Source organism: Nitrosomonas sp. Nm33, assembly GCF_900107265.1.
In the GTDB taxonomy this organism is placed as follows: Bacteria; Pseudomonadota; Gammaproteobacteria; order Burkholderiales; family Nitrosomonadaceae; genus Nitrosomonas.
In genome coordinates this window covers 1-13,043 of record NZ_FNPJ01000080.1, presented here as the reverse complement: position 1 = coordinate 13,043, position 13,043 = coordinate 1, and the positions used below count along the sequence as shown (strand labels likewise).

13 protein-coding genes and 3 pseudogenes are annotated in these 13,043 nt (G+C 45.9%); 4 read left to right on the top strand and 12 right to left on the bottom strand.

Annotation, left to right across the window (positions count from 1 at the left end; all coding sequences use genetic code 11):
- The 7 genes and pseudogenes from BLV54_RS12930 to BLV54_RS12905 form a co-directional block, all read right to left on the bottom strand.
- Positions 1–251, bottom strand: a 251-nt coding sequence (locus BLV54_RS12930; RefSeq protein ID WP_090569664.1) for an IS630 transposase-related protein, incomplete at its 3' end; no start/stop codon positions are given.
- A 37-nt stretch (positions 252–288) separates the two neighbouring features.
- Positions 289–843 (bottom strand): annotated as a pseudogene (locus BLV54_RS12925) (chromate transporter); the annotation flags it as partial.
- Positions 844–858: 15 nt separating this feature from the next.
- Positions 859–1,329, bottom strand: a complete 471-nt coding sequence (locus BLV54_RS12920) for a hypothetical protein (protein WP_090572058.1) — start codon at positions 1,327–1,329, stop codon at positions 859–861.
- A 42-nt stretch (positions 1,330–1,371) separates the two neighbouring features.
- Entirely contained in the window at positions 1,372–3,777 is a 2,406-nt protein-coding gene (locus BLV54_RS12915; RefSeq protein ID WP_090572057.1) for a penicillin acylase family protein, read from the bottom strand.
- Positions 3,778–3,798: 21 nt separating this feature from the next.
- Positions 3,799–4,296, bottom strand: coding sequence for a DUF1499 domain-containing protein (locus BLV54_RS12910; RefSeq protein WP_090572056.1), 498 nt, complete (start codon positions 4,294–4,296; stop codon positions 3,799–3,801).
- A complete protein-coding gene (locus BLV54_RS15730; protein WP_143032520.1) occupies positions 4,293–4,529 on the bottom strand; it encodes a hypothetical protein in 237 nt (78 codons plus the stop codon). The genes BLV54_RS12910 and BLV54_RS15730 overlap by 4 nt, the downstream gene beginning before the upstream one ends.
- Positions 4,530–4,670: 141 nt before the next feature.
- Complete coding sequence (locus BLV54_RS12905; RefSeq protein WP_090572055.1) at positions 4,671–5,297, bottom strand: hypothetical protein; 627 nt, start codon at positions 5,295–5,297, stop codon at positions 4,671–4,673.
- A 142-nt stretch (positions 5,298–5,439) separates the two neighbouring features.
- On the opposite strand from BLV54_RS12905, the gene BLV54_RS12900 reads away from it, so the two are divergent.
- The 3 genes from BLV54_RS12900 (at position 5,440) to BLV54_RS12890 (ending at position 7,800) form a co-directional block, all read left to right on the top strand.
- Positions 5,440–6,069, top strand: coding sequence for a glycerophosphodiester phosphodiesterase family protein (locus BLV54_RS12900; RefSeq protein WP_256329481.1), 630 nt, complete (start codon positions 5,440–5,442; stop codon positions 6,067–6,069).
- Between the two features lie 121 nt (positions 6,070–6,190).
- On the top strand, positions 6,191–7,366 hold the full coding sequence (locus BLV54_RS12895) for a glycerol-3-phosphate dehydrogenase/oxidase (RefSeq protein WP_090572054.1): 1,176 nt from the start codon (positions 6,191–6,193) through the stop codon (positions 7,364–7,366).
- A 14-nt stretch (positions 7,367–7,380) separates the two neighbouring features.
- The gene (locus BLV54_RS12890; protein WP_090572053.1) at positions 7,381–7,800 is read left to right on the top strand and encodes an FGGY family carbohydrate kinase; all 420 of its coding nucleotides are present in this window, start codon (positions 7,381–7,383) and stop codon (positions 7,798–7,800) included.
- Positions 7,801–8,176: 376 nt separating this feature from the next.
- On the opposite strand, the pseudogene BLV54_RS12885 reads toward BLV54_RS12890, so the two are convergent.
- A pseudogene (locus BLV54_RS12885) lies at positions 8,177–9,490 on the bottom strand (IS1380 family transposase).
- A 124-nt stretch (positions 9,491–9,614) separates the two neighbouring features.
- Between BLV54_RS12885 and BLV54_RS12880 the strand changes: the two are divergent.
- Positions 9,615–10,052: an FGGY-family carbohydrate kinase gene (locus tag BLV54_RS12880; protein WP_143032519.1), complete on the top strand. Its 438-nt coding sequence runs from the start codon at positions 9,615–9,617 to the stop codon at positions 10,050–10,052.
- A 342-nt stretch (positions 10,053–10,394) separates the two neighbouring features.
- Here BLV54_RS12880 and BLV54_RS12875 read toward each other — a convergent pair whose 3' ends face one another.
- The 4 genes and pseudogenes from BLV54_RS12875 to BLV54_RS15725 all read right to left on the bottom strand — a co-directional run.
- Complete coding sequence (locus BLV54_RS12875; protein ID WP_256329479.1) at positions 10,395–11,789, bottom strand: DUF3450 domain-containing protein; 1,395 nt, start codon at positions 11,787–11,789, stop codon at positions 10,395–10,397.
- A gap of 232 nt (positions 11,790–12,021) precedes the next feature.
- The gene (locus BLV54_RS12870) at positions 12,022–12,513 is read right to left on the bottom strand and encodes a hypothetical protein (RefSeq protein WP_090572051.1); all 492 of its coding nucleotides are present in this window, start codon (positions 12,511–12,513) and stop codon (positions 12,022–12,024) included.
- Positions 12,514–12,531: 18 nt separating this feature from the next.
- The gene (locus tag BLV54_RS12865) at positions 12,532–12,990 is read right to left on the bottom strand and encodes a C39 family peptidase (protein ID WP_090572050.1); all 459 of its coding nucleotides are present in this window, start codon (positions 12,988–12,990) and stop codon (positions 12,532–12,534) included.
- Positions 12,963–13,043 (bottom strand): annotated as a pseudogene (locus tag BLV54_RS15725) (IS5/IS1182 family transposase); the annotation flags it as partial. The gene BLV54_RS12865 and the pseudogene BLV54_RS15725, both read right to left, overlap by 28 nt.

The window sequence follows — 13,043 nt, the reverse complement described above, 5'->3', positions numbered from 1 at the left end:
TTCTGCGCCACGCCCAAACGTTTTGCTCGCTCGTACTGATAGGCATCGGGATAATCGAGAATATCCTGCCGCAATACATCAAGATCAATCTTGCGTTTGCGAAACCCTTGAGGTTTGCGATCAACATGCTTGATCCAGCGAACAACGCTTGCTATACCCACATCAAACCGCGCTGCCACCTCGGCTATCGTAAGTCCTTCTTTCTCTCGAACAGATAACACTTTACGGCGAAAATCCAATGAATATGCCATCCTTGCATTATAATCAAAATTATCTGGTTATGCTATATCCCCCGATATAGCCGATTAGCGCGGCAGTCAGCAGAATCGCCGGGAATGGTACTTGGAAAATTGCTATGGCGACAAAGGAAGCAACAGCGATAGCCCATAATCCAGGATTCTTGAGTGTACGCAATCCAATTCGATAGGCGGCTTGCAGAACGATAGCGGTTACTGCAGGCTTGATACCATAAAACAGTCCGGCCACGAGGGAGATATGACCAAAAGCAAGGTAGAGCTAGGATAAGACAATCAGGATGATGAGCGACGGCAAAACAAACAATACGCCCGCGACGATGCCGCCCCAGGTTCTATGCATGAGCCAACCGATATAGGTCGCGAGCTGCTGGGCTTCTGGACCAGGTAATACCATGCAGTAATTGAGCGCATGCAGAAAACGCCTTTCACTGATCCAGTGTCGCCGCTCAACCAATTCCGTGTGCATGATGGCAATCTGTCCTGCTGGTCCGCCGAAACTGATCCAGCCCAGTTTAAACCAGAACAGCCATGCTTCACGCAAGTTGATTTTATCAGGCAGCGTATTTTTGTCAGAAACAGTAGCCATGTCGCCCGATTTCTATCAATGATGTTTATGATGAGCAGGGTGGGCTTCAGCCTCGGCGGGTAGCTGGGTCGTTCCGATCTGATAGGAAGCATGGCAGGTGACACAGTGTTGCATGGTAGTGCTTAACTGGAGCAGGGTATGCTTGGGATTTTTCAAGGTTTCTGCATCGGCTGCAATTTGATCAAAACTTTGGTGTACTGACATGCCAAGCTGCATGAAATCCTTCGGTAGCACGGAACGTAAATGATTCTCTCCCTTATGCGTCATGTCCATGCCCAGCATACGGGCGTGGCGAGCGACTGCCATCATATCCTCTTCCGAAAGCGCTTGGAGTATCTGCTGTGTTCCAAGCAGCAAGGCACGCATCTCGGTCAGAATGTGATTGCGCTGCATTTCGTTGAGTGAGATTATTTTACGTTCATCAATATCTTTAGCCATGACTGTAGTTACACTCAGGCACAATACAAGCGCATAAATCTTTTTCATTGGGATCTCCTCCAGGCTTAATAATTAATACGAACAATAAAGTTATTGGCTGATTTTGAGTGGTAGTAAAGAGAGTGTGCGTTCAGGCAGTCCAGGCAAAAACGCCGTGGCCTTGCCAGCTACCCAATCAGCATGACCGCTGCCGTAGTAGGGTGAGAGCGGGTGTCCGCTTTGTCCTCCAGGCATCGAAAAATAGCCTTGCTCTTCCTCGCCCGGCGCAACCACAAAACGCTGTGAAGCACCAAAATTGGGTGACTGGATGCGTGGCATATAACTATCACCCGGTAGTGGATCATGGGGCATATCTAGCCACTGAGCGATAAATCCTGGCAGTACACGACTTAATGGATGCTGGATCTTTGCAGTGTTCTGTTCACCCCACGTGCGCGCAGAGATCCCACCTGGTTGAGCCTGCATCTCGACAGCAATACGTTGTGCACAAGCTTCAAGCAGTTGATTCCAATTGGCGTATTCCGGTGATAACAGATGCAGAGGGCGTTGCTCAATTAACATCCAAACGGCATGTTCGATCTGAGCTAGTCGTGGGAATAAGAAATCTGGATGATGACGTCGTACTTCAGCAGCAAAATTATCCAGAATGTTACCGATGACTTCTTGACGAAACGTACGCACTATACGGTAGGCGGCAGAGTTGATAGAGGCATGACCATCCCAATCATGTAGTGCTTTTTGCATTTCTGTACGCCAGGTAGAGGAAGGCACCTGATCTAATGTTCGTTCAAGCAATTGCCGCCAGCGAGAAAGAAACAAGGCGCGGTCATCTAACTGAATCAAGAAAAAATCAATGGGTGTGAAATGTTCAATTTTCTGCAAATTGTCACGGATCTGCTGGGCGCGTGCGCCGAGTTCATAGCCACCATCACCAAGATGTTCGAACATGACGCCATCGACCATTCGTCCATTACCACTCCACAGGCGCTGCTCCTGTGGATTGCTGATCACTGGATATTTTGCTGCTTCGAGCCAACCATGCCAGCCGATATTTCCTTCACTCCAGTCCGCTGGTTCGCTTGGATTGTAATGCCCCTTACGTAATGGGATGCGTCCCGCGATTGTCCACGCGATATTACCATCGCGATCCCCAACAATGAAATTTTGTGCGGGAATACCTGCATGCTGGGCAACTACAATAGCCTTGTCTACTGTTTCCACTTGTTCGAGCTCGATCAGATCCAGATTGACCGAACCTACCTGATAGGCAGCCCAGACCAGCGCCAGCGGTGTGCCATCATAATCGCTTGCCAGTATCGGTCCCCATTCGGTTTCGCGAACCTCAATCGTTTCGTCTGGTGCGCCACGTATATGCAGTGTTTCACGGTGGACTGTGACTGGTTTCCAGCCCTTGATACTACGATAACGTGATGGATCTGCTGGATCAATCATTACCCGTACCCAGTCAGCTGTGTCACCGTAGCTGTTGGTAAAACTCCAGGCAATATGGCGATTGGAACCTGCAACAATCGCAGGTGTGCCGGGCAAACTCACGCCACTGGTATCAATGAAGCTATCGGGTCGTTGGGAATGTGGATAAATGATGCGCGTGCGGAACCATAAGCTCGGCGTCCGTAACGGGAGATGCATATCATTGGCTATCAGCGCAGCATTCCCAGCCAGTGAACCGGCTACTGCGAAACTGTTGCTACCTGGCGCTTCATCATGCTGATCATTCCTATGATGCTGTAAATTGCGCTTCAGGTCGGGACCATGTTTGCGCAAATCGAGTTCTTCGCTGGAAGGAGGTTGTGGCCACTTAAAAGGAGCACCGACCAGCGGTGCATCCCATTCACCCCCGCTTGCGGTTAAAAATTGGTAAACAGTTTCGGGTAAACCGGCACGCAATGTGGAAAGTTGCAGCTCACGCTGAAACGTTGATTCTTGCAAAGTAAAATACATCGATATGACCACTAGTAAAGTGTCTTCACTGTGCCAGGTGTGCGGTTGAGCGCGTGTCAGCAGATAGGGAAAAGGACGCACTGCCAGTGCAGCCAAACCTTCATTTACGCCATCACGATAAGCATCAATCAAGCGGCGCTGGTTTTCAGGTAGCTCGGTCAACATTGCTGTGGCACGGGCGCGCATACGATGTCCCCGTGCTTTACGATCGGCTGGCAGCGCTGCCGCACCAAATAACTCAGCCAGCTCTCCTGCGGCACTACGGCGCATAAGATCCATTTCAAAAAAACGCTCTTGAGCGTGAACATAACCGAGGGCTCTAGCGAGATCAAGACGATCCTGCGCGTGTACGGTTACACTTCCCAACGCATCCCGCTCGATTACTACTGGTGCGGAAAGACCAGAAATATGCGCTTCTCCATTATATTTTGGCAAGCTGCCTTGTAATAGCAGCCAGAATGCGCCTGCCAACCCTAGCACCAGAAAAAGCAGCGCGAGCAGGAGCCAGCGAATCAGATTAACTCGACGAGCCATTTCACCCACCGTTTGCCGTTATTAGGACGATTGAAGCTGTGCGCGTATTGCTTCAATTCGTTTGCGATTCACGGATAAATCACTTTTCCCTAAGCGAGAAGCTGAGCGCACTTGAATTACATTGTCAACTGGATCAAACCAGAATTCGGCATCATCCACGAATCTCATGATTTTGGTGGTAAATTGGACATAGAGGTAATCCTCATTGCTTTTGATGATTTTTGCGCCTTCCATGCTTTTGACAATACTGCGTATGCGGGCTAATGTAGTCGTTGCATCGTCGATAATCGGCAAAGGTTCGATGCTGGCGTAAAGAAGTTGTGGATGATCGGGATAAAGTGCTGCCTGGCTGGATATACTATTGGGCGTCATGGCAGGCGGTTTAAGCCTGCCATCATGGACACCTAGATCAGTCGGCGCCGTTCCTTTGAGCATACCAAACTGACCTGCCAGCACTGCCAGTGCTATTGCAATGGCTATTAATAAAATAATGAACAGCGCCCATTTGATGAATATCATAAAAGTATCCTATTTGATACTGATGGTAACACTGATAATCCTAAAAACCGTAGTTGAACGGGGTGGAGCGTGTGGTGATCCAGGTGCGAGGCAAGGCGCGATGAGGCCGCAGGGCTGCCCCCTGCAATGAAGAGCAACGCCGCATTCGCGCCTGGAGCGACATACGATGCACCTCGTAGCGGCCTCACCATTTTGGCGAATGAGAAAATCTCTGAGATGCCTCTATATATCATGCGCTTAGTCCCCCAATTAAGTGGTCAACTACGGTTTTTAGGATATTATCAGGGAATGTAAATATATTAAATAAATTGGACCAGATCGCGTTGTAATGATTCTGATCAGTATTACTTGCGTATTATATATTTTCTATTTTTTTAAGATCGGCGCATTCTTCGCCAGATTCCTATTGCTAACAAGCCTGCTGCTATAAACCAGATCCCATATCGTTTCATCCATTCAGTCGGATTTTTTTGTACAAAGGATTGTATCTCAGCGAGATCAACAATTTGTTGGCTTTCCTGTCTGCTATCAATGGCTTTCAGATGAAGCCGGAGCGTGAGTGCTTGACGATTCGGTGATAAAGGGGTGATTTTCCAGGACCAGAGCGTTTTGCCACGAGCGGAAAAAAGCTGCACTTGTGGCCCTGGATTGTCAATATGAAACCCGTTCCCGACAATTTCTGCTTGCATGCTGGAAAGCACCTTGCCGCTAATACCCTGCATGGCAACACCATGGGGAGACTTGGCTACAATGTCATTGATGCGTTTTGCTAACGCATCACTATCCAGTTGAAGCGTAATATCAAAAGGCGTGAATTGCACTACTTCTGCAGGTAACGCGACAGCCGTACTTTCAACGGGTAATTTCATCATGATGATGGGAGGAAACTGTTTTTCTCCAACCATAGCGTGTGCAAGAAAATTTATTGTATAGGGTATGAAAAGAAGAGCTGCCAATATGGCAGGAAGGAGCATATTGAAACTGATAGCAAATTTACGCATTATTTTTCCCAGCGAGTTCATAAATTTCTATATTATTTTATGGATTTTATCATCTATTTTTGCAGTCAAATCTTGATTGATCGCTATGATTTAAAATGCAGAGTAGACTCTGATCTACATTATTTGCAGGAAAACCTAGCCTATGACTGAACAAAATATTCCTTATCTCATCGCTCATCGTGGTTATCCTGCGCGCTATCCCGAGAATAGTCTCGCTGGGCTTAAGGCTGCGATGCTGGCTGGAGCATGTTTTGTCGAGATCGATATCCAGTTAAGTGCTCGCCGAACCCCTTACTTATGCCATGATGATCATCTCAGACGCTTGACAGGTAGTGATCACTGGTTGACTCAGCTTGACGATGAAGTCATTAATACGCTTTCAGTACCTTACCCGGGTTTTAATCTTACTAGCCCACCAGAAACAGAGCCATTGTCTGATTTGAACGCTTTCTGTCAGCTCTTACAGGAGCGGCCAAGGGTAACCGCATTTGTCGAAATAAAATCGGAAAGCCTTGCTAGATTTGGTTTGGCGACAACAATGGATGTCATTCTTGAAGTCATTTATCCATACATCAAGCAATGTGTCTTGATTTCATTTGATTCACAAGCAGTAGCGTTTGCAAGGAAGCAAGGCGCTGAGCGGATTGGCTGGGTCATCCCTAAATCGGATCAAGAACATGCGGCTATCGCCCAGCAACTGACACCAGAATTTCTGTTTTGTAACACCAAACGTTTGCCACAGAGAACTGAGAGACGATGGCAAGGTTCTTGACAATGGGTTATCTATACGGTCAATGATAGTCGCACGGTACTCAAGTATGCGGATGAGGGAATTCCTCTGATTGAAACCGATACCATTGGCACATTGTTACAACATCCGATCCTAAAAAGAAATGCCTGCCTTTAATCACTATGACATTGTTATCGTGGGTGGCGGGATTCAGGGTGCCGCTGTGGCGCAGGCTGCCGCAGCACGTGGCTACACCGTTCTGGTGCTGGAAAAAACCGCACTGGCTGCCGCTACTTCCAGCCGTTCCAGTAAATTGATTCACGGTGGTCTACGCTACCTGGAAAATGGCCATTTTTCACTCGTCCATGAAAGCTTGCGGGAGCGATCTGAGTGGCTGAGGTTAGCGCCTTCCCTAGTCAGATTGAGCCCATTTTATATTCCGGTTTATCGGGAAACATCTCGCAGCTCGCTGATAATACGTGCTGGCCTCAGTCTGTATGCCTTGCTGGCTGGTGGGGGCAGTTCAGCGCGTTTTCGCTCTGTTCCCAAATCGGAATGGGAACAACTGGACGGCCTGACAACTGAGGGATTAAAGCAAGTTTTTCAATACTGGGATGCTCAGACTGATGATCGGCTTCTGACACAGGCACTGATGCATTCTGCGCAGTCATTGGGGGCAGAATTGCTGTGTCCTGCTGAATTCATTCATGCCACCCTCTCTTCATCAATGTGTGAAATTGACTATCTGCAAGGAGACAGAATAAATTACTGCAGGGCAGCAGTGCTGGTGAATGCTGCCGGTCCATGGGTTAACAAGGTACTGCATCGGATCGATCCTCTGCCAGTGGAATACCCAATTGATTTGGTGCAAGGAACCCATCTGGTGCTGGAAGGTTGTCTAAACAGGGGGTGCTATTATCTGGAGTCTCCTGCAGATCGAAGAGCAGTCTTCGTGCTGCCATGGTATCAGCATACCCTGCTAGGGACGACCGAAACTCTATTTAATGGCGATCCGGAAGAATCATATCCATTAGTTACGGAAGAGACTTATTTATTAGATTGCTTTCATCATTATTTTCCAGAAAGAAATAGGGTCGTCAGAGAAAAATTTTCTGGTTTGCGCGTGCTGCCCGCGAGTCAAGGGGCTGCTTTTCGTCGCTCCCGAGAAATTCATTTGCAGTGTGATTCGCCTCAGAGCCCACGTCTCGTCAGCATCTATGGTGGCAAGCTGACAGTGTGTCGTGCAACTGCACAAAAAGTGCTGCATACCATTATGCCAACATTACCTGATCGCACGCCCAAAGCGGATGTTTCCAGATTGATGCTTGAATCTCCATAAGAGAATACCAAGTGATGTCCAATTTTCATACTTTGGCTATCGATCAGGGTACGCATATGACACGTGCTCTGTTATTTAACGAGAAAGGGGAGGCAGTCGCAACATTTACCCGGAAAATTGCGATATATCAGCGTAACCCGATGGAGGTGGAGCAGAGTCCCGATGAAATCTTAAGCTCTGTCCGGCAGGTTGTCGCTGAGTCTGTGCGTTACGCTAGCAAACATTCGCTCATGATCAAACGAGCAGGTCTTGCCATGCAGCGTTCAGGTGTGGTCGCCTGGGATCGAGAAACCGGCCAGGCCTTAAGTTCTATGCTCAGTTGGCAAGACCGCCGTGCAGTAGCTTGGCTAACTTCATTTAGTTCACACAAGCAAGCTATCGTGCAACGTACAGGGCTACGTCTTTCACCACATTATGGCGTGAGTAAATTGTAATGGCTCAGACAAACACTCCCTTCAGTCATTAGAACGGAGCAACAATCTCGTCTTGCGCTGGGTCCTTTGGCAAGCTTTTTACTCTTTCATCTGCTGGAACAAGCTCCTTTTGTCATTGATCATGCCAATGCTGCGCGCTCACTGTTATCCCGGATATTGCACGAGCATCAAAAATAAGAGCGAATTTGCCAGAAATTCATTTTTCAAGTGGGCAAATTGGATTTCTATTCAGAATTTGTTGTTATGGAATGTGTTTTTCTGTGTATTTTGGTGGAAATTGTGACAGAAAAGAGGTTTTTCTCTGTTGACGAGCGTAGCGCATCCACCGCATAGCTATTTTATGCGGTAAACGGCGGTTCATAATCCTGGAAATGCGTTATCCAGAAGCAAGTCTTTCTGCGATTTGGAAGAACAGTTTTTGGTAAGGACAGCTACTTGCAAGTAAAAAGCGAATTCGGCGGGTATTGCGTAGGACGACGGCACCGATTTTGATCAGTTTGAGGCGTAATGTGCTCACATAAGCCTGGGCCGGATCTGTACCATGTAATGCAATGCGCCGTATGGTTTCCAGCAGAATGTAAGCCAGGGAAGACAGGAGCAAACGAAATTGATTTGACCACCACCGATGGCAACTGGTGCGGTCTGCAAACAGATCAAGTTGTTGTTCCTTAATACGGTTTTCCATTTCACCGCGTGCGCAATAAAGCTTATCATAGAGGAACTGCGGTTTGCCTGTCAGATTGGTAACCACATATCGTGGATTACTGCCTTTCTCAGTATGTTCGATTTTAACGATGATGCGCCGCGTCCATTTCCAGCTCTTTGCAGCATATTGAAATTCGCCAAACCAGCGTACTTTTTCATTTGATGCAGCATACTGCTTCTCTGCCGCTCGCTGCTATTGCACGCTGATCTCATTCAATCGCTTGTTTTGGGCGATACCCACGATGTAGCCCACATCATGTCGCTCACACCATGCCAGCATTCTGCGGCGGCAAAAACCACTGTCACCTCGAAGAATGATACAAACTTCAGGCCAGCTTTACCTGAACCGTTTTACCAGCAATGACAGAATAGCCCAGGCATGTTTTGCCCCATCGATATTGCTTGGCCGCAGGTAGCTTACCAGCAGTTGATCTTGACAAAATACATACAGCGGCAAAAAGCAGTAATGATCATAGTACCCATGAAAGAAGCGGCCTTCCTGTTTGCCATGGACCGCATCATCGGTGGGATCAAAATCCGGAATTAGTTCTTTGGGTGGCTGTTCGAATGAAGCCATAAATCGGTCGATTATCACTTGATGAATATGCCAGGCCGTTTGTCGGCTCGCCTGATTCTCCCAGCGACACAAGGTGGAACTGCTCGCCAATACTTCTTCGCGTTCAACAGCTGATTGAATCGCCAAATCATGGCGTAATTGCTGATGATCATTGAGGTCTTCATAGCCACACGCCAATGCATAAACCCGTTGGCGCAATAGAGCCAAACTATCATGCTTGCAACTTGCCTGCCGACGAATATCTTCCAGTGCCTGAGCAACAGTCTTGCTCAGCCCAATGCATTTATCTACCTGGCGTAATAACATGACACCACCATCTGAAGTAATATCTCCACCCTGGAAATTTACTTCAACAGTACGCTTCCTTACATCTGGAAAATTAAATGATTCCTGGGTACACTTTGTCACTGGCAATTCCTTTTCTTTATTCAGCGTAGATAACTGAATTATAAAGAATTATCATGGAATTGCCACTTCCCTTCGTGCAATATTGGGGTTATGGAATCTTGCGGATTGCAACTGGGATCCCTGGTTGATGCAATTGTTTGGTATTCCACAATCGATTCTGCCCCTGTGTTGCCCTATCTGTCATGAATATGGCCACTTGACCGGCTACTCTATTCCTTTGATGGCAGTTAACGGCGATCAAACCGCAGCACTTTTTGCTACCACTGCATTTGCAGAAAGCAGAATATTGATCAATATCGGAACCGGTGCGTTTATCCTGCAACCAACCGGCCAAATGTTATATCGTCATCCCAGATTGCTGAGTGGAATAGCCGATAGCGCTGCTGAACAAACCGGTTATACGCTGGAGGGAACTGTCAACAATGCAGGCAGCGCGTTGGATTGGGCTCGTGCAAATTGGCACATTACTGATTTGTACTCTCAGCTTGAACAGGGATTAATAGTGATTCATGATCCACCGTTGTTTTTGAACAGTATCAGTGGATTGGGATCACCCTGGTGACAGGAAGGTCCAGAGCTACAGTTAGTCGATCTTGATGGAAATAGCATCGCAAGTGACACTTTGTCGCGCAATCGAATGCACTAATGTCAGAAACTGGCTAATTTATCCGGTTTTACGGTTCATCGACCGGTATCGGTAGAAGCGACCGCACGCGGTATTGCCTGGCTTGCAGCCGATAGACCGGCAGATTGGTCAATTTTGCAGGAAGCCAGTTTCTATCCTTCCCAGGAATCTCATGAGCGAGATTCGGGGTTAACTAAGCGATATCACCGATTTTTCCATATTCTGGAAAAGAAAATTAAAAAACTGAGATATACTCAGGAACTGCTACTCATGCCGAAATTAAAAAGTTATCGGTACTCGGAAAGTAAGGCTTACATCTTGAGCATTATCTGTCGCACCTATCCCCACGGATAAATTGAAGTTAGTTTTTTGGGTATATCTAAATGCGTAACCTAGTAGCAATTGCCCAATGTCCAGCGCACTACCTCCGATTTTATGATGATTAACCCGAGTATTAAAGAAATGTCGATGAGAGTAGCCTAAGTTAAAGGATGATCGTTCATTAATGTTAAATGCCATGCCAAAAGTGATCCCTACTGCATCGCCCGGATCGACTTTATTACCATTTCCGCTTGCATTCGTGGTATAGGTGTATTGGATATTGCCGAAGAATACTGCGGGATCGGTTGGGTAAAGCGCAGTAATACTTGGCTGGAAACTAAAAAAACCTGCTCCCGTTGGGACTTCTGTAGGGAATGCGGCACCAGGCACTTCTTGTGATTGTACTAAATCGATTTTAAAGGGACTTGTTCCTGTAGGCATCGTTGATACCATATTAGCAACCAGAATGGGCCAACCACCAGCACCATCAGTAAGCTGATAACGGGCTGTAAGCTCAACATCACCGATATTATTTCCGGTAGCGTCAAACGTTTCATTGATAGCAGAACCAATACTTACAGGGCGGGAGCGCTGGATATCAGCTCGATACACATAAGGAATTCTGGCTTCAAATTCCAGACGATTAGTTGCCCCATAGCGGACTCCAAGGCTAGCAAAAAGACTATGCCGAGTAATGTCACGAATATCGATAAGCCCCACTGCAATTGCCGGTATAAAAGTAAACGCATCCAGAAAGACGCGATTGTTATCAGAAAAAGAATATGCCAGGGCAGGTTCAACAACAATATTTCCTTTTCTGGTTAAAACCCCGCCTACTGTTTCACTCAGCCTGGGCATTTCGGGAGGTCTGTGCTCTTCTGATTTGGGCGGTGCTTGACCAACAGGTCCAGAGGGTGATGGGTTCGGTGATACAGGTTTTTCTTCGGTTGCTGCAGTCTTTTGTGGAGGTGAACTGGGTGGTGGACTTGGTTCAGCCGATGTGCTTGAGGGTTGTGCAGAAAGCGTATCCAGCTGTTTTCTTAAACGCTCTAGTTCCTTGCCCTGCTCGTCAAGTAATTGGCGTTGTCTTTCATACTTTTTTTCCTGCTCAGCAAGAAGCTGTTTATATTGCTGTAATAAGACCGGATTCTGGTTTGTTTCAGCAAAACTTCCATTTACGAAAAAAAGACTAAAGATCAAAATAAAGGGTTTGGCTTTTCCAAGTAAACGTAAATTTTGATAGCTATACTTTTTTCTAGCTTTATTTGTTTCTTTTTTCATTTTTAAAATGATGAAAATTAAGCAAATAAAGCAGATGTATGATAAATATCTGGGATAGTCGTTTGTTATCAAAAGCTTCCTCCCTTTAGTAATGAGTACTTGACGGGGTTTAATCAAAGCTAGCTACAAAATTTTTACATTGCTCATCTTAAGAAGATATAAATTATTAATATGCAAAATAGATTGAATAGAAAATGTAATGGCATTTAAAAAATAAATAAGCCAATTATTTGCAGGTACAAAAAGAGCTTTTCTTTATTAGACAGAATTTCGTATCCAGCTGAAACATAATAGCGGGATGCTGTTAGCGTAAATTAGGCAAAATAAAATCGATACCTGTGTGATTATGGTTTAATTGCAAATTCTGCAAATTACCTATTTCGATGTTAATTTGATTGATAGTCTTGATTGCCTGGTCATCTAAACTATTCTGAATCACAGTACCCAAAGTTGAACCTATTGAGTCTGGAGCGAGGTTATGGTCACCATGCTGTAACAAAACAGCATTTTCAGGAAACTGAAAAAAGGAAGAAAATAATTGTGCATCATTTGAGAGAATCATTCTTTCCAAGCTAAAATTTATGATCATTCCATTTGGGAGGGTAAATCCACCTCTTAATTGTGCTAACTCATCGTCGGTTGCTCGAATCCAATTAGCATAGAGGTCATTGGAAACTGGCTTGTTTAATGCTTCATCTGCCAATGCTGGAGAGGCAAAACTTGAGCTCACAAGCATGGCTGATAAGGATAGAACCTTCAATATTTTTCGCTGAATGCTTAATTGATTGATGTTCATTTTAATAATCTCATGTAATTAAAAATCAAAAGCACCTGGTACTTGACCACGCATCAAAATATGGTATTCAGCTAAACTGCTGCGATCGATTCCATTACTCAGCGGTGCCAGTCGAGCATTCCACTCACTTTCGCTTTGAAAATTACCACTTCCACTACCTTTATCAGCATGGATTAAAAACAGAATTCCGTTTTCCCATATTTTTTCAAATTTGTCGCGCGGTATGATACTGACGCCTTTTGCGGGGTCACCTACTAGGACATTTTGTGCAGTGACACCCTTAATAATCACGAAATGTAAATAACCTTCTGTATTGATAATAGTAATAGCGGGACTGTTAGCGGTTATTAATTGATCTAGATTTATTTTGAATCCGTCGGACTGGTAGCCACGTCTTTCCAGATAGTTTTTCATGTCCAGCAGTGAAAAACCTACGGTCTGTTGACATTTCACACAGGTAGCCACAGATACCCGCATGCCATGGCAACCATACTTTCATAATTTCTCTTTAGTTTGTCGTATCGTGTTGC